Origin of the sequence: Neisseria sp. Ec49-e6-T10 (assembly GCF_051132615.1) — a bacterium.
GTDB lineage: Bacteria > Pseudomonadota > Gammaproteobacteria > Burkholderiales > Neisseriaceae.
Window position 1 is genome coordinate 1,459,037 of sequence record NZ_CP152375.1, and the last position, 21,127, is coordinate 1,480,163.

Below are 21,127 nucleotides of genomic sequence, written 5' to 3' on the forward strand. Positions count from 1 at the left end.
TGATAAAAAAAGCCATCTATATGATGGCTTTTTTTATCAATTTATTTATGCTCTAGGGCCAAAAATAGTTTCATATAAAATTGCAGTTGTCATTGCTGTTAAAGGAACGGTCCAGATTAAACCGATCATAAGCAGCATTGCTCCACCCATGTTAATGAGAGCCAGTAGAAAGATTAGAAAAAACACTTTAAACCAATGTTGAGTAATTGTTTTTCTCGATGCTTCCATTGCTTCCCAAAAGCTGATGCCTGGGTTATCAAAAATAATGAATTGATGCAATAAATAAGCAACTATTAGATATATGCCAGGAATAATAAATAAAAGTAAACCTAAAATATAAAAAAGAGTGGTTAATGCTGCTGCAATAACTATAGGCATAAAGCATTCTTTAGAAACACAGCGTTCGAATAATTGAGATACTGAAATTTCTTTGCCTCTAAGGTGGTTTAAGGTAATAAAGTATAAACCTGCAGCAAGGGGTGCTAATAAAAAGCCTACTACATAGTTTAGACCAGGAATAAACGCCGCAATAAGGCTAATAGGAATGGTAATGGCTGAATAGACAATAAGAGCTAACCAATAAGTTAGTTTCATTCCATTCATTTTTTTGCTGGCTTGAGAAAGAATATCACCAATACTAAAGTCATAACCACGTTCAATAGCTTCATCTATTGAAGGTTTATCTAATGATGGCTGAGTACTCACTAAATCACTACTGGGTGCTTGATATGGATTTTGTTCCATGTTAATAAAGTCCTTAATTTAAATTTATGATTTTATAGATAAAAATTTATAAGTTGAGCATCATAGCCTATTTTATAGGAAACATAAATTCAATAGATTGAAAAAATCTAAAAAAAGGATTATCTGTCGTATTTAGACACATAATCCTTAATAAACAATAGATTGAAAAATATTTACTTAAAATATTATTTTTGTAAAAATACAGTTAATTTATAAAAATTATCGATGGTTATTCTCGTTATTTTTTATAGAATTTTTTATAAAAGTGACAATTGCTTCTGGCTCATCCATTAGCTGTAAAATATCCAAGTCTTTTTGACCGATCATTTTTTCCGTGATTAAGGTCTGTTTCATCCAATCAAATAGACCTTGCCAAAAATCAGTACCACAAAAAATAATGGGTATGGCTGGCATTTTTTCTGTTTTAATTAAGGTGATGACTTCAAATATCTCGTCCAACGTACCAAAACCACCAGGCATAACAATATAAGCATTAGAGTATGTCATAAAGGTATGTTTGCGCATGATAAACTCATTAAAACGCAAAGAGATATGCTGATATGGGTTGGGTTTTTGCTCATGAGGTAAAACGATGTTTAAACCAATCGATAAACTTTTCCCTGCAAAAGCCCCTTTGTTTGCCGCCTCCATAATGCCAGGTCCACCACCTGATATAATAGCAAACCCTTCATCAGATAAACGTTTAGCTAACTGCTCAGTCAGGCTATAATATGGATTATTATTGGTTATGCGGGCAGAGCCAAAAATACTGACGGCAGGGCCTATATTATGTAAAATTTTATTCGATCTAATTGCGTCTGTTGAGTGATGCAATTGTGTTTCTATTTCTTGTAAACTGATTTGTAATTGTTCAGATACATTATTGTTCAGTGCGTTTTTTTCTTTCATGGTCATTTTTTTATGAATACTTTATTGTTGGTTGATGGTTCATCTTATCTTTATCGGGCTTTTCATGCGATGCCTGATTTACGTAGTCCTTCTGGGCAGGCAACAGGGGCAATTTATGGTGTGTTGAATATGTTGCGCCAATTAAAAAACGAATACCCTGCAACATACCAAGCCTGTATTTTTGATGCTAAAGGTAAAACGTTTCGTGATGCTATGTATCCTGAATATAAAGCAAATCGTCCGCCAATGCCAGAAGATTTACGCTCACAGGTTGATATTGTACATCAATTGGTTGCGCATATGGGTTGGCACGTTTTGGTTGTCGACGGGGTTGAAGCGGATGATGTTATTGGTACTTTAGCCTCTCAGGCAGACCAACAAGGTATGCAAGTGATCATTTCAACTGGTGATAAAGATATGGCACAACTGGTGACACCAAAAGTGTCATTAATCAACACCATGAGTAAAGAATTTTTAGATGAAGAAGGCGTTAAAAATAAGTTTGGTGTTAGACCTGATCAAATAATTGATTATTTGGCTTTGATGGGGGATAAGGTTGATAATGTGCCAGGTGTTGAAAAATGTGGGCCAAAAACAGCTGTGAAATGGTTAGAAGAATTTAATACACTTGATGGTGTTATCAACCATGCAGATCAGATAAAAGGTAAAGTAGGAGAAAACTTAAAAGCAGCATTAGATTTTTTACCTTTAGCCAGACAATTGGTCACCATTAAATGTGATGTGGATTTAAAGCAAGTGTTGCCCAAAGGATTACATGATTTGTACATTAAAGAGCCTAACTGGCCAATATTGTATGAGGAATATCAACAATTGGGCTTTAAAACATGGACAAAAGAGGCTCAGCAAAATATACACACGACAGACAGCATGTCTTTATTTGACGAGGTAGCAGAACATACTCTTCAACATACACAAACCTCTATTCCTGATACCCCGATAGAGCTTCATTATCAAGCGATCACCACACAACAGGCATTGACACAATTATTAGAAAAGCTCGATAGAGCTAATCAAATTGGGTTAGATACAGAAACCACCAGTTTGAATACACAGCAAGCACGTATTATTGGTCTTAGTATGGCTTTTGCTGCAGGAGATGCTGTATATATTCCCTTAGCTCATAGCATGACTGCTGCAACTGAACAATTACCCTTAGAGGAAACTTTAACTAAACTAAAGCCATATTTAGAAAGTACCCAATTAAAAAAAATTGGACAAAATTTAAAGTATGATCAACATATTTTTGCGAACCATGGTATTCAATTAAAGGGTATCGCTGGTGACAGTATGTTGGCTTCTTATGTGGTAGAAAGCCATTTGAGTCATGGCTTAGATGATTTAGCACCAAGGCATTTGGGTTTGGATACCATAACATATGAGTCTTTATGTGGGAAAGGTGCCAAGCAAATTAGTTTTGCTGATGTTTCTATTATAGATGCCACGCCATATGCCTGTCAGGATGCTGATTTTGCTTTGCGTTTAGAACATATCTTGCGTGGGCAAATGAATGAAAAACAACGGTATGTGTATGAGCAAATAGAACTACCGGTGGCCTCTATTTTATTTATGATGGAACGCCTAGGTGTTTTATTGGATAAAACAGAGTTAGCCAGACAAAGCCATGAGTTAGGGCAACGATTATTGGCATTAGAAACACAAGCACACGAAATGGCTGGGCAGCCTTTTAATTTAAACTCTCCTAAGCAGTTACAAGAAATATTATTTGAACGTTTGGCCATTCCAATAAAAGGGTTGAAGAAAACAGCATCAGGGGGTATCTCAACCGATGAGAGTGTATTAGAAAAATTAGCCCTAGATTATCCTTTACCTAAACTTATTTTGGAAAATCGAACTTTAGCCAAATTAAAAACAACCTATACGGATAAATTACCTTCCTTGATTAGTCCTAACGATGGTCGAGTTCATACCACGTATGCACAAGCCGTTGCAATTACTGGGCGTTTGGCCAGTAATAACCCTAATTTGCAGAATATCCCTATTAGAACAGAGGAAGGCAGAAGAGTACGTAAAGCATTTATTGCACCTGAAAATAGTGTCATTATTTCCGCAGATTATTCGCAAATTGAGTTGAGAATCATGGCGCATTTGTCAAATGACCCTGCATTAGTTAAGGCTTTTAATGAAGGAGCCGATATTCACCGTGCAACTGCAGCAGAAGTGTTTCACGTGGAACAATCAGAGGTTACTTCAGAACAAAGGCGTTACGCCAAAACCATTAATTTTGGTTTGATTTATGGCATGGGGCAATATGGTTTAGCCAGTTCCTTAGAAATTAGCCCTGCTATGGCCAAACAATTTATAGATCGTTATTTTATGAAATATCCTGCCGTCGCTGGCTATATGGAAGAAGCCAAACTCAACGCACAAGAACAAGGCTTCGTTGAAACTTTGTTTGGACGTCGATTATATTTACCTGATATTCATAGCCCCAAAGCCAATATTCGTGCCGGTGCCGAACGAGCAGCAATCAATGCCCCTATGCAAGGCACTGCGTCTGATTTAATCAAATTGGCGATGATTGCCGTCCAAAATTGGCTTGAACAAGATCAATTGAACAGTAAACTGATTATGCAGGTTCATGATGAATTGGTTTTGGAGGTGCCTCCTGATGAGATCACTCAGGTAAAAGAAAAATTGCCCGAATTAATGGCAGGTGTGGCCACCTTAAATGTACCCTTATTGGCTGAGGTCGGCATAGGCCAAAATTGGGAAGAAGCACATTAACGATTAAATGTGATTTAGAGCGTAATGTTGAGGAATGATTGAATAAAGTTGTTTAGAAGTATTATTGGACAATAAATTTGGATGATGTTAATCGAAATTAATAGAGGATAAAGAATGATTGTTCCTGAGTATTGGGCAGAAGCGACGATAAAGTATAAAGAAGGCAAAAGAACAGTCAGTATTAAACGTTTTGGTTGGTCAGATACAATACAAGTTATGAAGATACCCAACACGAGGCACAAATACGTGCAGAAGAAGCATTAAAGCAATGGTTAGATGGAAAACTCATCAATTTTAAAGAGAAAAAAATAAAATATAATGGCGCTGATGGCTTACCAATTAGGGAGCAAGTGATTCGTCGTTATGATGATAGATACCGTGATTACACGTAATAGCTATGGTGCGCTTTGTTTAAACACCCCCTGATGTTATGTTTGCAGATATTGATTATTTTGATACAAACTATGCAAAAGGTGGTTGTCTTGTTTCTCTAGTGTATGGTTTTTTATTTGTTGTAACGATGGTTTGTCTGATGAAAGAACAATACATATATGCTGCGATTGCTTTTGCTGGTCTATTTTTGTTTTTTATATTCAATAAAGTCAGGCTTTTATTCAAAAAGGGGGGCTCTTTACTACATGACACAAAAAAACAGGAAAATATAAAACATACTTTGGATGAAATAGACCATTTTTTAAAAGACAATCCAAAATGGGGCGCCAGAGTTTATGAAACGCCAGCGGAGATGCGTTTATTGATTACACATAGATTAATGAATCCAAATGATGAAGAAGTATCACTGTTTTTCAATAAAATGAATGTGGATGAGGTCTATTCCCTTATGTGCAAAAATCAGCAATGTTTTAGAGCCAGAGTAAGCCCAAAACCATGGCGTATGGATATGAGTAAACATATTAGCCCAAGATCTGGTACTTGGCCTATTAAAGAAGAATATATGGCAACACGTCAAAAATGGCTGGATGAGTATGAGCATAAAGCGAAAGATTATGCTTCATGTCGCTTTATTCAAGCTATGGGTAATCATGATATAGATGACAAAGTCTACAAGGTTATAGAATTACATTATGACTTGAGCAAAGCAAATAGTGGTTTGAAGATTGCTTGATTCTTTTTGACTTAGTAATATTTAAATGTTTCACGTGAAACATTTAAATAAAGTTGAATGGTTTTATCTGATTGCTATTAAAGTAGTCTCAATTAAAAGCCCCCTTATAGAAGGAGGCTTTTAATTATTTGAGGGCTTTTAACACATTTGCAGATAGGCCATTTTGTGCATATTGGTCTAAATGTAGAATACGTCTGACAGGTTGACCTTTATTAAAATTTAATTGGTTTAGGTCTAGATAAATACCATCACTGGCAAAGACAGATTTAAAGTGATATTGTTTGTTATTGATATCCGCAATGCTGGTCCAGTATGTACCAATCCCTCGGTTATTTTCAGGATATTTAGAGTATTTTTGATAACGTTCAGTAACCATTTTAACTTCTGGGTCTTCATCTGCTGGTAAGCCTATTGGGTATGCAACACTACCTGTGACCGTTTGAATAAACCCTTTTGCTTCTTGAGCATTTTTGGGTTTAGGTAAATGATTCAGTAAAAAGTTTGCCCTAACCAAACGATCTTCTGCTGCCCAACCTCCAGGGATATTTTCTGCTGTGTCATTTTTGTGTTTCTCTACATATTCAATCATTTGGTCATAACTAGGTGGGTTGGTCATGACTGTATAGTGACGATTATGATAGGTTTTTACTTGACCATTCGATATTTCAATGATTGCCGAATCTCCACTGGCATCTTCAATGGCAATATGTTTTGTGTCTGTTGCATAATCTATGGGGTCTTCATGCGCGATCAGGCGAACTTTTTCTATGCCATCTATTGCTTCTTTTACAGTTGAATAATTATCTAATATATAACTAAGCCATGCTTTACTTTGTAGCTCTGGTGCCTTTTGATGATCAGATTGAATTTGGCTACCATCGGTGAAAAATAAGGTGTGACCAACAAGCCCTTTCTCATTCATACCATCCATTGGGAAAAGGTTACTGGCATAGATAACAACGCTGCCATAGCGCGATTGCCACGTTGCTGCATTTTTGGCGTCAGAACCTGTTTTTTTGATACCTCTTGGTGTCACGACTAAAGCGGGGTCTGTTGGGCCAAAGAAATCTAAATTTCTTGCACTGATTAAATGATCAGGGTATTGATTCCAAAATACGCGTGTACAAGCTTGAACAATATTATTACTGAGCATACCCGTTAATACTAAAGATAATGCTATTTTTTTTAATGATGAATTTAACATGATTTTTACTCCAGTTTTTCTGTGTCTTAATCATAGGGTGTAAAATCAGTCGCAACAAATCCATATAAGAGGGTTTTCCCCCCTATTTTTTAGTGGTCTTGGGTGTAAATTGCTTCAATATGTGCCAGTAATTGCGTTCTTAATCGTTCGTCAATTGCATTTTTTTGCCATAAGGCTACGATATTATTGTGAAATCCATCTTTTCCTAAATCTGTTGTGACCCTAATTGTATTTTCTTTAATATGATCAATATCTCTTGGTAGTAGGGCCCAACCACGGCCTTGATCAAGTAGTGAAGTCAATAAAGATAAGTCATTTATTTTTATTGTTGTTTGAGAAACAACCAATATCGATTTAGTCATATCATTTAGCGTATAAAAAGGCAGTAGTTGTACAGTAGAGGTTAGAATATTATAAGGAACACTTGTCCATTCTTTAAAAAAAGATTGAGCCGCATAGACATCCATAATCTGCTCTCCAACCACTTTCCATTCTAAATGAGGATGAAAAAAATTACCTTTTGCTAAATGTAAGCATAAATCTATTTTTCCTTCTTCTAATAAAGTTTCTGCTGTATCTCTCTCGACACAAATGAGGTTGATCTTAATGTCTTTTTTTTCAAAAAAATGGTGTATTTTTAATAAAATATTTTGGGAAATAAAATTAGAGTAGCCTAAGGTAAACTCTGTTGGTTGATTATTAAATTTTCCTTCTGCAATAGTCGCTAAGGCATAAGCATCTCGAATTAAATAGCGGGCACTGTTGACTAAGTTTTCCATTCCAGGAAGCAATTTCATCGGTTTGATACTTCGATCAAAAATAGGATAGCCCAAATCAATTTCTAAGTTATTAATGAGCTCCCCAACGGTGCTTCTGTCTTTGTTTAATATTTTTGCTGCATTGTTTAAACTGCCGTGTTCTACCACACAAACTAAAGCTTGTAATTGCGTAAGAGAAAAATTTAATAGTTTCATGTGCTTGTTCACTTTTTATACGATATTGCTGTTATTTGTTTACAAATAGTAAATTATTTTGTGATAGTATGGATAAATCGCATAATTAGGTATATCGTGGTTTGAGTAAAAATAATGTTATGTCTTTTTATGTTTCTGTTTTAATTAAATCGAATGATAGGCTGTTAATAAATCAAAATCTATCAATGTTTCACGTGAAACATTGATCTATTATAAAATAAACTGATGAAAAATCGAATGGGTTTTGCTTAAGCAAAATAAAGAGTATTCTTATTTTTGGAGATAAAAATGGAAAATGTTGCATTAAAGGAGAGTGAGCCTGTTGATGATAAACCAGCAAATTCAGCTGCACGGGTGGCAATTGCTAGTTTTGTAGGCACTGCAGTTGAGTTTTATGATTTTTATATTTATGGATTGGCTGCTGCCCTGATTATTGGTCCTGTCTTTTTTCCACAAGCAGATGCTTCTGCGCAAGCTTTAAGTTCCTTTGCAACTTTTGGTATTGCTTTTTTAGCCAGACCAATTGGTTCTGCATTATTTGGTCATTTTGGCGATAAACTAGGACGGAAAACAACTTTAGTGGCATCTTTAATGATTATGGGATTGAGTACATTCTTAATTGGTTTCTTACCTGGTTATGCCACTATTGGTTTTTGGGCACCATTAATTTTATGTATCCTCCGTATGGGGCAAGGGTTAGGGCTTGGTGGAGAATGGGGTGGTGCAGCCTTATTAGCGACAGAAAATGCTCCTAAAGGCAAAAGAGCAATATTTGGCATGTTCCCACAATTAGGCCCCCCAATTGGGTTTGTTATGGCTTGTGGTATCTTTCTATTATTGAATATTGTGTTAACAGAGACACAATTTTTTGCATGGGGTTGGCGCATTCCCTTTTTAGTCAGCATTGTTTTGGTTGGTGTAGGGTTATATGTTCGTTTGAATATAGTTGAAAGCACGAACTTTACCAAAATGAAACAAACCAATAACCATGTCAATGTACCCGTGTTGGATACCATTCGTTATCATTTTAAAGCATTGGTTTTGGGCTCCTTTGCAATGGTTTCTTGCTATGTATTGTTCTTTCTCATTACCGTATTTTCCTTGCAATATGGCACGGCTCACTTGGGATTCTCTAAGTCACAATACTTGGAAATGTTGTGTATTGCTATTGTGTTTATGGCTATTGCAACGCCTATTTCCGCTTATTTAAGTGACCATTATGGTCGAAGACCTGTATTATTAGTTGGAACCGCGGCCACATTCATTGTCGGCTATTTGTATGGTCCTATGCTTAATGCGGGTGATTATTTAGAAACGGTCATTTATTTAAGCTTAGCGTTGTTTGTAATGGGCTTTACCTTTTCTCCTATGGGCGCGCTACTGCCTGAAATTTTTCCTACCAATGTTCGATACACAGGTTCATCCGCAACTTATAATATAGGGGGTATTTTAGGGGGGTCTGTTACCCCATTTTTTGCAGCTAAATTGGTTGCTGCTGGTGGGCTTAATTATGTTGGTTGGTATTTATGTTTGGGTGCCGTGGTCAGTTTTTTAGCAGTAGCATTATTACATGAAACCAAACATGAAGATTTTATGAAATAATTACTGATTATCTTTTAATAAAAAAAGGGGCAGTTTTATGCCCCTTTTTTTATTAGAAACGTTTTATTTGTGCTGGTTTTATTTTTCCAGAAAGTTTTAAACCATCTCTAACCGATCTTCCCATCAAATATAGATTGATGGCACCAATCATTAATTCAAGACTTTGTATTAAATAATACAGTACATCAAACTGCGCTTGTTGTGCTTTTGAGGCCAAATAAAATGCACAAGGAACCAAAATAAACAAACCATTGATGGCAATAATAGGCATTCTTTTTTTCTTAGTTTGAATGATTTTTCCTTGCCTATTTTTTGTTAATAAAAACCCTGTTATCCCAGTTAATACTATGCAAGGAATAAATAAAATGAAACAGTATAAAATACCTTGTTTGATTAAAACGATCGTTATTTCTGTTGCAAACAATGTGGATAAAACAGTTATAGTCCAAAAACAAAAGATAAAGCAGATGCTTAAAACAGCAAATAACCCATGGTAAATACTCAAAGCGTGTGGCTTATGGTTCATATTGTGCTCCTTTTACTATTTGTGTAGATGATCCAGCGCAACAGTATTATTTAATAAAGTATTCAGCGTTTTTAGCGTGATTAAGAGCTCTTGCTGGTTTATTCCATCAATTAATAGTGGTATTTGCTGTAACCAGATTTGTTCTGTCTGTTCAAATAAATACTGTCCTTTTTCAGTTAAGGCATATAAAGGCGACTTTTGATGTTGTTCATTGATATATTGCTCAACTAAACCCTCCGCTAATAAAAGATTTAATTGTTTTTGTGTGCCTTGACGAGAAACGCCCATCATTCGGGCAATTTGAGGGTTTGTTGTTGCTGCGCCAATTCGACCCATTGCACCAATAATTTGCCAACGGGCACTGGTGAGTTTTAATGGTTCTAATTGATGATTTCCCCAAGCAATGAGACTGCCATTAACCCTAAATAGAGTTAATACCATTTCTGTAAAAATATTGTGCTGTTCCATAATTGATAGATATTTAAAATAATATTGACAACCAGTTTACGTAATTTGGTAACTGGTTGTCAATATTAAAATGATCTTATTTTAGGAGTAAACAGTCATAATACTTTTTTATGCTAATAAATTAAGCATTACTTTAAATAAGTATTGTTTTATAAATCATTATCTTCTCAAAAAAATAACCCCTGATAACAGGGGTTCATCATTATTATTTCATTAAGAGAAATATAGATAAAAAGAGTCATGATATTGTTTCAAACTAAATGTTATTTTAAATAAACATCATTGCCTTTTGCATCTATTGCAACAATAACAGGAAGGTTCTTAACCGTTAATTTCCGTATGGCTTCTGTGCCTAAATCTTCAAAAGCAATAATGTCAACATGGGTGATACACTGGCTCATTAATGCGGCCGCGCCGCCAATTGCTGCAAAATAAACCCCTTTGTATTTAACGATGGCTTCTTTTACTCCATCATCACGTAATCCTTTGCCAATCATTCCTTTTAAGCCATGTTCAATAAGTAAAGGTGCGTAAGCATCCATTCGCCCACTGGTTGTTGGCCCGACCGACCCAATGACAAAGCCAGGTTTATTTGGGCAAGGGCCTGCATAATAGACAATTTGACCAGTAAAATCGAATGGCAAAGGTTCATTTTTTTGAATCATTTCTACTAATCGTTTATGGGCTGCATCTCTGGCCGTATAAACTGTTCCACTAATATAAACCATTTGTCCCACTTGTAAGCTGTCGATAACCTCGTTTGTTAATGGGGTTTGAATATATTGTTCACTCACCGCATACTCCTTTATAAAACAATTTGGGCATGTCGAGTAACATGACAACCGATATTAACAGCAACCGGTAAACCTGCAATATGGGTTGCATATGGGGTAATATGGACAGTCAAAGCAGTGGTTCTCCCTCCTAAACCTGCAGGGCCAATTTGCAGTTGATTAATGCTTTCTAGCAATTCTTCTTCAATCTGCTGCCAAAATGGGTCTTCATTTTTTGTGCCAACTGTACGAAGTAAGCCTTGTTTGGCCATAATCGCTGCCTTTTCCATGGTACCACCAACGCCTACACCAACAATAATGGGAGGGCAAGGATTAGGGCCTGCTGTTTTGACTGTTTCAATGACAAAATTTTTTACCCCATCTAAACCATGAGAGGGCTTAAACATTTTTAAGGCACTCATGTTTTCACTCCCAAAACCTTTGGGGGAAACCGTTATTTTTAAATGATCGCCTGTCACAATACTATAGTGAATGACCGCGGGTGTATTATCCCCAGTATTGACTCGCTTAATTGGGTCATTTACCACAGATTTACGCAAATAACCTTCTTCATATCCTTTGGCAACACCATGATTAATGGCCTGGTTTAAATCCCCACCAATAATACGTACATCTTGTCCTATTTCAATAAAAACAACCGTCATGCCGGTATCTTGGCAAATAGGGATGATATGTTCTTTGGCAATTTCAGCATTTTTTAAAAGTTTATCCAATACATCTTGGCTTAAACTGTCTTTTTCTTCTTTTTTTGCTTGAACAAAAGCCATTTGAATATCTTCACTGATATAACAATTAGAAGAAATACATAGTTTGCTGATTTCTTCTGTAATTGTCTGGCAATGTATTTCTTTCACTATGACTCTTCCTTATTAATTTGGTTAAAGTCTTCAGAGTCTGCATTATTCTTGTTGCCTGCCACACCAACCAGAGCATATCTACCACTGTGTTTGTCAAATTTAAACTCTTTTAATAGTCTAAAATTGATGATGTCTGATGTATTGTGTACGTGTATTCTTGGGCCTGTACAAGGAATAATTTCTGAATAACCAATTTGAATATGGTTTTCATCGTAATAGCTAATGTCTAGGTCTTGTGACATTAAATTTTTTACTTTATTTTCAAGTTCCTGAAGATCAATATTTAATGCTTCTGGGAAGTTAAGAACAAAACCGCCTCGAACATCACTATTAAGCACTTTTAATTCATTAAAGGGAATTTGGTAATCTTTTTGTAGTACATAGGCGGTTAAGTCTTCTGCTGAGTGAGCCATCTTTCTCTTTTGTAAAGAAGGTATGACCACGTTATAGATGTCTTTAGGTAACGGCCCAAACATATTGGGGCGGGTAACAATGATTTCTTCCCCAATACCAATAATCATGTCAGCATTAATTTTTAAAGCTGGATACAGTAAATCAAAGTGTTCTACAATGACGCGCCTACCATTGGCTAAAGCCCCTTTTACAAAGTCCACTATCTCATAAACTTGGGTAAAAGCCATTTGAAAGCGCATATCAATATGGTAGGTTGCAGTACGAAAATCATGATCTAAACCACTATTTCGCACCCGCATGATTTTTTCAGCAGAAATACCATCATCATCGTTTGAAAGCGATACACCAGGAAACACACCCTTTACAATTAAAGACTTTCCACTACCAGCATCACCAATAATACCAATTAAGCGATCTCGGTAGCTTAAATGCAAATGGGCTAGTTGTTCTCCAAGTAATAGCAAGCGTTCTCTGCCTCGTGGGGCAAAATAAACTGAATAGATGTGGTTTTGATCTACTGTATCCAAAGCTGCTCCTTACATATTAAATTGATAGTTTAATAAAGGGGCATGTTGTTGTGCACCATAAACATCAGTTTCACCCAAACTACCAGAAGGAATTGGTCTTTCAATGGTAATTTTAATGGCTTTTGCAGGAGGAAAACTCATGATACTCATGACTTCTTCTGCTCGAATATGGTACAACTGAGCAAAACTTTCTTTTGTGAAAACATTTGCTTTTGCCACCTGTTCAAACATTGCTTCATCTTTGAAAATAATATCAAAAGTGATCTCATATGGGCCAGAGTTTTTACTTCTAATGACATCGGCCAGATCAAATAACTTATACATCATTGTAGTTCCCCTTTATGGCAAGTTTGAATGACGACAGGGAAATGTTGGCAAGGGTCATCTACGTCCATCAGATGATATAGGCTAAATTCGTATACTTCACCTACTTTAAAATCAGATGGTGAGAATGGGAAGGCCAAGTTACCCGCAGTTGATTTGCGCCCTTCATAACCAAAGTGCAGCATTGTTGAGCGAGCAAAACTACAAATAGTGCTGGCAAGCTCTTGTGTGGGTGCAACGGCTTCAATAATAATAGCCAACTCATTAGGCGGTGTTTGCGTTGTGGGAACATCTTTAAAAATACCCATAACCCCATTTTGCCCATAAATTTTGAAGTCTAAGAAAAACTCTTTAACATCTAAGTGTGCAAAATTTGATTTCACCCTTTCTTTTACCGATTCAACGATATTGTCGATTTGAGAAATCATAATTGGGTCTGCTGTTGCCGCAAAAGATACTGTACGGTAACCTACTTTTTTAGCGCCTTCCAATTTTACCGTGTATTTTTCTCCCGCAGGTGTTGGAATAAAGCGGCTGCCACGTACAATAACCGAGTTTTCTGTGGCTTGCTCAAACTTGGTTTGAGTCAGATCCAACAAACCTCCTGGTCCTGGTAAACTTAAAGGATTACTTTTTTCGTACAAAGTATGGGCTGCAACTGAAAGAGTGGTACATTTGCGCGCACTTGATAAAGGTTGTAGTTCAAAATGGTCTTTACGTAAAGTGCCAAACATACAGTCACTGCCACTACCTGGTGTAGCAGCAATAGCCGCGCATTCAAGAATCTTACCCATATGAGTGGCTAAACCGGGATCAAAGCCTTCTTTAATCGCCAAGCTGGCAAATACAGCTGGGTCATATGTACGCCCAGCAATAATGACTTGAGCGCCTTGATTTAACGCTTGAATATATGGTTCAGGTCCCATTTGGGCGACAATACGCGTTGTTTTGTCTACATCTTCAGCCGTAATTTGTGGTGCTGGGTGTAAAGGTTTTATATGGCCTTTTGCCAGATTTTCTTTCACCGTTTCATGTGGAATTTGTGCACTCATGGTGGCTAGTTTGAATGTTAACCCTTGCTCTTTTGCAATTTCTTTAACAATGTCTACTGTCCACTCTAGGTGACTGTCTGCGCCACAACCACCTGCTGTACCAACAATAACCGGGATATTGTGTTCGATTGCCGCAGGAATCATCAACGCTAAGTCACGTTTAACTGCATTGCGGTCAGTAAAAGACAAGCCAGACCCCAAGTAATAAGGTCCAGGGTCGGTTGACCCTGCATCCACAGCAATTACATCTGGTTTTCTTTTCATGCCTTCCTTAAAGGACTCTTCAGGAAAACCATAGCCTAAAATTGCAGTGGGAGATAAAACTCTTAGTTCGTCCATTTGATTATCTTCCTATATTTTTTAACGCCAAAATACGTTGCATTTCATTAAATACAATCATATACCCTTCATCCACGCCCATACCCGGTTTAGCCAGACATTGAATGGGTGAAGTAGCCATGGCTATATGTGCACATACTTGAGCTGAGCGGTCTGTTTCGTTACAAGTGCCCCCTAGGTAGGCCCCCATACCATTTTGTTTACAATAAATCACAGCTTCAATCGCATTATTAATTCCACCTAGGTCAGGGGTCTTAATTTGCGCCATATGACCAGCTTTATTGTCAGTAAAGTACTGCACGTCTTCATAAGTATTGCACCATTCATCTGCCACAATTTCAACATGAATTCCTTTGGCTTCTGAAAGTTCACGAATCGTTTTAAGTGCCAGCATTTGTTGTTCTCTTTCCCCTACATCAACTGGGCCTTCAATTCTTAAAGAGAAAGGTTTTGCTGCTTGCTCCAACTTACCTAAATACGCAACAATTTTTTCAAAATCATTATTAAATGCTAACCCTAAAGTGCCATATACATCGATGTGTAAAACAGGGTGGTATTCTTGAGAAGGACGTAAAGAAATAATACGGTCTCTTAACCATTTAATATATTCTTCCAGTTTTTCCCCTTTTTCCCCTAACTTATCTTTAACATGATTGATCAGAGCATGAGGTAAAACATCAGAACCTTTTAAAATCATTTTATCGGTATTCAGATAACGGTCATCGCCAGACTGAGAGAAAATAGGGATTACTTTGTCTGAAATAGTTAAACCGTATTCGTCAGCAATCACTTGTGCCATTTGTTTATGCTGTGCTTTTGCCACTGCATCTAAAATAGCCTGAGTCACACCATAACGAATGGCTGTATGAAGCTGTTTTCCTTCTGCTGTTTTTAAGTGATCTACTTTTTCCGCCATTTCTTTAAAACTGGTGATATCTTTACCAACGAGTAAAGGCTTAATTTCTTTTTCAATAACAGGGATAAAATCTTTAGCCAAAAACAGAGGATCACGACCACCTGCGCCTGAGTATTGCACCGCAGCACAATCCCCATAAGCCACCTGTCCATCTTCTAAAACCAACATCACAGAAATGGATTCACCTGCTTGTCTGATTTGAGTAAACCCATCTGTTACAGGGGTGCCAACATAAGTATTGCCATCTGCTTTTGCATCGGTTTTAATCGCTTTTTGGTCATCAAAGAAGAAGCCCGTTTTCCCAGCAGAACAAACAAGTTGAGTAATTTTCATTTTAAATCTCCTAATAAAGTGTCAATGTTTATTTTGGACGGCCAACTAAGTTGCCTTTACCGATTGCATAAATATCATCAATCACCATTTGGAAACTAACTGCACGTTTTTCAGCTTTACCACGCTCTTCCAATTTGCTTCTGTGTAATTCTTTTAAGTCAGCATTAAAAGGTAAATTACCGCAATCTAATAAACGTACAGCTCCGTTGTTATCACGAGCTGGTAAAGCTTTGCCCGCATTGTATTTACTTGGTGCAAAAGGCACATCCAAAATACCAGCTTCAAATGCTCGTACAGTACCGACTGCAAAGTCTCCTTTGCCTGCTTTATAAGTTGCTTCCAAAATAGCATGCATTTCAGCTTCAATAATGCTGCATTCTTGATCGACTTCTGTCAAACTCACCAATTTTTGATCACTTAACATAGAAACAACTTGCTTGGTTGCTTTCAATCCAGCTGCATTGGCTTCTTTTGTTGGGACACCCATTGCTTCATGGGGTGTTTTGACAATAACTTTTGTCGCACCCGCTAAAGCAGCAGTCGCAGCTCCCCAAGAAATCACACCAAATGCTTGAGATTCGTCTTGTGGGAAGCCTCCCATCCATTGATGCAATACAGTAGTCACAACAACATCATGAAAACCATATTGTTTCAAGTAGTGTTCCGTTAGCTTTTGTAATGATTTAATTGCGGCTACGTCTTGAATTAAATTACCACATTGGCCATATCCAACCGTTAAATGTTTGACCCCTTGTGCCGCAGCCAATAAACTTTCCAAAACAGCAACAGAGTTAGACATACAAGGAGGAACCAAAGTACCTGTTAAAGGGCCAAATGGTTCACGGTTAATGGTAATACCCGCTTCCTCATACAGACCAATTAAACGGTCACAGTACTGCCAGTCATAAATCGTTTTTTCTAAAGAGTGTTCTTTTGCATAAGGGATGTTGTAAGAAATACCACCGCCTTCATATGAAGTAAAACCACCTGCCATTGTAATTTCAGTTAATAAACGTGCATCGGGTGTGCCATGACGCACCTGAACAGGGCTTTTTACAGAAGAAGTCACGGTTCTACATACTTCCACACCATGGTTTACCGCAGGAAAACCATTTAATAAAGAGCGATTTAATTTATTACTTTCGTCAATCCCAACTTGGGCCTCTTGATATCGGTTGTGACGAGTATAGCTGTCAATGGTTGATGGCAATAAATCAGCACCACCTTCGTCTTCTAAATATTTAAGTAGCTCTATATGTTCTTTTGCTAAAGCCACCCCCGCACGAGGTTGAATCAAGGTCACATTGTTTTTCTTCGCTTTATCTAGCTTTACAGAAAAACGTTTTTGTTCAGGAATAGATTGTTGATAACGAACAGCTTCTTCAAAATTAACCTCTTTACCAGTAGGCCATTGTTGTAAAACCTCTTTTTGAGTACTGTAAAACACGTCATCGCTTAACTTTTCATTTTTTAAATCAATAATCATTACGTTCTCACTTTCCTTTAATCACATACATTTTCAATTTATATGACCATTTGTTAAAAGCTCTTCTTTCATAATCGACAACGCCACATCTGGTTCTAATTTAGATAAAAGCCCCATCGAAGATAAAATATATTTCTTGTCTAATAACAACGTTGGCGTCAATGGTTTGAGTAAGTTTAAATCTGCTGGTTGGTATAGTGCTTTACCTAAAATATACTCAGGTTTTGCACTATTAATAACAGAGCCTCCTGTCCCAATAACATATTTAACTTGAGTTAAATCTTTACCCGTTTGAGACAATGCTTCTCCCATTGAGGTAAATACAGTTTCCACAAAGCCACAATGACGAGCTGCCGAAATTTTAATCGCCATCGCTGCGAACTCGTCATCAATTTGCTTTTGTAGGCTACCTATTTCTGGCACAGTATCAGGTGCTCTTTGACATACGTCTAACCAATTGAGGATAGTTGCTTCATCTGTCTGAACATGTCGGGCAATTTGTTCTATTCCAGCTTCTTCAACCAATGGCAATATGCTATAACGCATCCCTAAATCACCTTCAACCGTTCTTTTTGCAAAAGGGTCTTGAATGCCATGCACAAAGACATTCGGGCGAGAAGGGTAGCCATCTGACATTGAGTACACATCTGTTGTTGCACCACCAACATCGAAAATCATCAATTCATCTAATCCAGCTTGTGTTTTAGTACCCCTACTTAATAAACAAGCTGCATCAAATACTGACAGTGGTGTAGGGATAATCTCCGTAGCTAAAATACTTTGTAAATTATCCAGCCCTTTAGCGGAAATAATGTTTTTGATAAACAAATCTCTTATGGCTTTTTTTGCAGAATCAATGTTCAGTTTATTAAATTCAGGCATCACGTTTTCACACAGTACAACTTGTTTGCCTGCATGACGTAAAATCTGCCCAATTTCATCCACTGCACTTTTGTTTCCTGCAACCACAATAGAAAAGTTTCGGTCAATTCTTGCAAGTACTTTTGCATTATGAATAATGACCTCTTTATTGCCTCCATCAATTCCACCAGAAAGCAAAACCATATCAGGGTTTAACTGATAAATTTCCTCTTGCTCTTGTATACTCAGCTCATACGAATAGGTTTTTAAAATTTTTGCGCCTGCGTTGGTCACTGCTAGTTTAGATGCTTTGACTGTTAAGTCCGGAACCAAACCCACCGCAATCATTTTTAAACCACCAGCAGCAGAACTGGACGCTACCTTCTTTTCAAACGTCAATTTGCCACATTGAACAGACAATTCTTCAAGAGCATTTTCAAAACCTTCCATAACATTGGTTTCAATTGTTGTGAAAGATCTTGCGCAGCCGATGATCTTTTTATCTTCGATATCTACTGCGGTTACTTTTGTAAACGTACTGCCAATGTCAGCAGTCAGAAATATCCTCATTGCTCTTTCAACCCATTTTGAATTAATTGACCAAACCTATATTCAAATGTTGACCTTTTTATAAGTCTGCTTTTAAATCTGCAATTGTTTGTTCAGGAGTGGTGCCTGGTGGGTATACACGGTCAAAACCCATATTTTTAAATACCTTTTCCACTTCTGAAAAATCAGCTTTGCCGACAACCAGATTACCGCCAGCGTATAGCTTAATGTTTTTCAAGCCCGCTTCATCACATTTTTCGCGTAAACCACGACAATCAATTTCACCATGCCCATATAAAGAAGATACCGTAATGGCATCAGCATTAGATTCAATTGCCGCTTCAACAAAATCCTTTTGTGACACCATGACTCCTAGATTGACAACATTAAAACCAGCTTCAGTAAATGCATATGCTAAAATTTTATTGCCTACAGCATGAACATCTGCCCCAATCACACCCAGCACGATTGTTTTTTGCGCCATTTTTACTCACTCCCTTACATACAAAAATTCTATAGTTAAATGATTAAGAACAACTTAAAATTAAGTACTTACTTTTCCTTTTGCAGCATCTAGTTCCGCTTCATAAGCTTTTGCTTTTTCTGTGTCGAACTGTTTCTCCCATTTGGCAATAACCAAAATTGCCAAAGAATTACCCATTACATTTACAGCCGTTCTACCCATGTCCATTAAACGATCTACCCCAATAATGAATGCCAAACCTTCAATGGGTAAGCCTACGCTGGCTAAAGTGGCTGATAACACCACAAACGATACCCCTGGCACACCTGCAATACCCTTTGATGCAATCATTAAAGTAATCACAATAGTGATTTGGTCAATTAAACTCAGATCAATGTTGTAAATCTGAGCGATAAAAATGACTGCAATGCTTTGGTATAGTGTCGAACCATCAAGGTTAAATGAATAACCTGTTGGCAATACAAAACCAGTGATTGATTTTGGTGCACCATACTTTTCCATTTTTTCCATGATTTTAGGTAGTACAGTTTCAGAGCTTGCTGTTGAAAAGGCTAAAATCAGCTCCTCTTTTAAAATGCGACAAATTGTTGACATTCTTAAGCCACAAAAACGTGCCACACCACCTAAAACCACCGCAACAAAGAAGAACATTGCCGCGTATACTAATAAAACAAGTTTGAATAAAGAAATTAAAGAGTCAAAACCATATTGACCTACGGTCATTGCAATCAAACCAAATACACCAATTGGCGCATAGCGCATAATGATATTGGTGACAACAAACATGGTTTCAGAAATACCCTTTAATACTTTTAATACAGGTTCTTTTTGTTCTGTTGGCAAAGAAACCAAACCAATTCCAAATAAAACAGAGAAGAAAATTAAAGGCAATAAATCGCCATTTGCCATGGCATAAACCACATTTTTCGGAATCATGGATAAAATCATAACCACAAGGCCATGTGGTGCATCTTCAGTTTGTGCCAAGGTTTGTTGATATTGTGAAATATCCCCTGTGCCAAGAGCACTTAAATCAATACCAGAGCCTGGGTGAAAAACATTTGCAGCAAATAAACCAACAAAAATGGCCACAGTCGTAATGACTTCAAAATAAAAAATGGTTTTTACGCCCATTGTGCCAATTTTTTTTGCATCTTCCATACTGGCAATGCCAACAGTTAAAGTTGTGACAACTATTGGTACCACAATCATTTTGATCATCGTGATCAAAATGTCACCCAAAGGCTTAAAAAAATTCGTGATACTACTTTGGTAATGCTGGTGTAAACTATGGGTTGGATCTATGCGAATTTCGTTTAAATAAACCCCAACAATAATCCCTAAAATCAAACCGACAACAATCTGTACTGCCAAATTACGTTTGAAGAGAGAAAACCCCTTTTTAATCATAATGACGCTCCTATTGTTTGCATTAAATTAGTTGTTATAGTGTTAACTGCTTCTTTACCTAACTTGATGCGAGCGTTTTTTGTTCTTACTTATCGTTATTTTTGTATTCATACAAATTTATGATGTTGCGATGTGACTGATACTACTCGTTCACAAAAAATCATGTTAATTAAAAATTTTGATTAAAGCTTACAAAGTGATTATGGATATTTTATATGATTGAATTTTATAGAATTAAAAATATAATTTTTGTGTGTAGGAACGTTTGTATTATGTTTAAAACAACGTGTTAAATATGTTTAAAACAACTAATATAACCACCTTTTTTATGAAAAAACGGGTTATATTTTTCATAAAAAAAGAAAAAATAATTCATATTTGTAAAAAACTGTTGTAATAAAGGAAAATATACCTTGATATTTTGAAATATCAGTATTTTTAAAAGAAAAATATGTGTAAAAC

At 36.7% G+C, this 21,127-nt stretch carries 20 protein-coding genes; 4 read left to right on the forward strand and 16 right to left on the reverse strand.

Annotation, left to right across the window (positions count from 1 at the left end):
* Positions 1-45: 45 nt before the first annotated feature.
* Both AADH04_RS07560 and AADH04_RS07565 read right to left on the reverse strand, forming a co-directional pair.
* On the reverse strand, positions 46-744 hold the full coding sequence (locus AADH04_RS07560; RefSeq protein WP_434779629.1) for a hypothetical protein: 699 nt from the start codon (positions 742-744) through the stop codon (positions 46-48).
* Positions 745-963: 219 nt separating this feature from the next.
* A complete protein-coding gene (locus tag AADH04_RS07565; RefSeq protein WP_434779630.1) occupies positions 964-1,653 on the reverse strand; it encodes a TIGR00730 family Rossman fold protein in 690 nt (229 codons plus the stop codon).
* A 12-nt stretch (positions 1,654-1,665) separates the two neighbouring features.
* Here AADH04_RS07565 and polA point away from each other — a divergent pair, with 12 nt between their 5' ends.
* From polA to AADH04_RS07580, 3 genes are all read left to right on the forward strand, one after another.
* The gene (polA, locus tag AADH04_RS07570; protein ID WP_434779631.1) at positions 1,666-4,419 is read left to right on the forward strand and encodes a DNA polymerase I; all 2,754 of its coding nucleotides are present in this window, start codon (positions 1,666-1,668) and stop codon (positions 4,417-4,419) included.
* Positions 4,420-4,613: 194 nt separating this feature from the next.
* Positions 4,614-4,811: a hypothetical protein gene (locus tag AADH04_RS07575; RefSeq protein ID WP_434779632.1), complete on the forward strand. Its 198-nt coding sequence runs from the start codon at positions 4,614-4,616 to the stop codon at positions 4,809-4,811.
* Between the two features lie 38 nt (positions 4,812-4,849).
* Positions 4,850-5,545, forward strand: coding sequence for a hypothetical protein (locus AADH04_RS07580; RefSeq protein WP_434779633.1), 696 nt, complete (start codon positions 4,850-4,852; stop codon positions 5,543-5,545).
* A 124-nt stretch (positions 5,546-5,669) separates the two neighbouring features.
* Here the strand turns inward: AADH04_RS07580 and AADH04_RS07585 are convergent, their stop codons facing one another.
* Entirely contained in the window at positions 5,670-6,749 is a 1,080-nt protein-coding gene (locus AADH04_RS07585) for a linear amide C-N hydrolase (RefSeq protein ID WP_434779634.1), read from the reverse strand.
* 89 nt (positions 6,750-6,838) lie between these two features.
* Positions 6,839-7,723 (reverse strand): LysR family transcriptional regulator, encoded by an 885-nt coding sequence (locus tag AADH04_RS07590; protein ID WP_434779635.1) that lies wholly within the window; start codon positions 7,721-7,723, stop codon positions 6,839-6,841.
* Between the two features lie 288 nt (positions 7,724-8,011).
* On the opposite strand from AADH04_RS07590, the gene AADH04_RS07595 reads away from it, so the two are divergent.
* On the forward strand, positions 8,012-9,325 hold the full coding sequence (locus AADH04_RS07595) for an MFS transporter (RefSeq protein ID WP_434779636.1): 1,314 nt from the start codon (positions 8,012-8,014) through the stop codon (positions 9,323-9,325).
* Between the two features lie 52 nt (positions 9,326-9,377).
* Here AADH04_RS07595 and AADH04_RS07600 read toward each other — a convergent pair whose 3' ends face one another.
* The 12 genes from AADH04_RS07600 to gltP form a co-directional block, all read right to left on the reverse strand.
* The gene (locus tag AADH04_RS07600; protein WP_434779637.1) at positions 9,378-9,851 is read right to left on the reverse strand and encodes a hypothetical protein; all 474 of its coding nucleotides are present in this window, start codon (positions 9,849-9,851) and stop codon (positions 9,378-9,380) included.
* Positions 9,852-9,866: 15 nt separating this feature from the next.
* A complete protein-coding gene (locus AADH04_RS07605; RefSeq protein ID WP_434779638.1) occupies positions 9,867-10,319 on the reverse strand; it encodes a MarR family winged helix-turn-helix transcriptional regulator in 453 nt (150 codons plus the stop codon).
* Between the two features lie 263 nt (positions 10,320-10,582).
* The gene (locus AADH04_RS07610; RefSeq protein WP_434779639.1) at positions 10,583-11,113 is read right to left on the reverse strand and encodes a Fe-S-containing hydro-lyase; all 531 of its coding nucleotides are present in this window, start codon (positions 11,111-11,113) and stop codon (positions 10,583-10,585) included.
* A gap of 11 nt (positions 11,114-11,124) precedes the next feature.
* Positions 11,125-11,967 (reverse strand): fumarate hydratase, encoded by an 843-nt coding sequence (locus AADH04_RS07615; protein ID WP_434779640.1) that lies wholly within the window; start codon positions 11,965-11,967, stop codon positions 11,125-11,127.
* Positions 11,967-12,911: a hypothetical protein gene (locus AADH04_RS07620; RefSeq protein ID WP_434779641.1), complete on the reverse strand. Its 945-nt coding sequence runs from the start codon at positions 12,909-12,911 to the stop codon at positions 11,967-11,969. The genes AADH04_RS07615 and AADH04_RS07620 overlap by 1 nt, the downstream gene beginning before the upstream one ends.
* 9 nt (positions 12,912-12,920) lie before the next feature.
* Positions 12,921-13,238, reverse strand: a complete 318-nt coding sequence (locus AADH04_RS07625; protein ID WP_434779642.1) for a DUF4387 domain-containing protein — start codon at positions 13,236-13,238, stop codon at positions 12,921-12,923.
* Positions 13,235-14,626 carry an acyclic terpene utilization AtuA family protein gene (locus AADH04_RS07630; RefSeq protein ID WP_434779643.1) on the reverse strand — a complete coding sequence of 464 codons (1,392 nt, stop codon included), beginning with the start codon at positions 14,624-14,626 and terminating at the stop codon, positions 13,235-13,237. The genes AADH04_RS07625 and AADH04_RS07630 overlap by 4 nt, the downstream gene beginning before the upstream one ends.
* Positions 14,627-14,630: 4 nt before the next feature.
* Entirely contained in the window at positions 14,631-15,875 is a 1,245-nt protein-coding gene (locus AADH04_RS07635) for a methylaspartate ammonia-lyase (RefSeq protein WP_434779644.1), read from the reverse strand.
* 28 nt (positions 15,876-15,903) lie between these two features.
* Positions 15,904-17,361: a methylaspartate mutase subunit E gene (locus AADH04_RS07640; protein ID WP_434779645.1), complete on the reverse strand. Its 1,458-nt coding sequence runs from the start codon at positions 17,359-17,361 to the stop codon at positions 15,904-15,906.
* A 33-nt stretch (positions 17,362-17,394) separates the two neighbouring features.
* Complete coding sequence (glmL, locus tag AADH04_RS07645) at positions 17,395-18,792, reverse strand: methylaspartate mutase accessory protein GlmL (RefSeq protein WP_434779646.1); 1,398 nt, start codon at positions 18,790-18,792, stop codon at positions 17,395-17,397.
* A 58-nt stretch (positions 18,793-18,850) separates the two neighbouring features.
* Positions 18,851-19,255 (reverse strand): methylaspartate mutase subunit S, encoded by a 405-nt coding sequence (gene glmS / locus AADH04_RS07650; RefSeq protein WP_434779647.1) that lies wholly within the window; start codon positions 19,253-19,255, stop codon positions 18,851-18,853.
* Between the two features lie 60 nt (positions 19,256-19,315).
* Entirely contained in the window at positions 19,316-20,665 is a 1,350-nt protein-coding gene (gene gltP / locus AADH04_RS07655; RefSeq protein WP_434779648.1) for a glutamate/aspartate:proton symporter GltP, read from the reverse strand.
* Positions 20,666-21,127 lie beyond the last annotated feature (462 nt).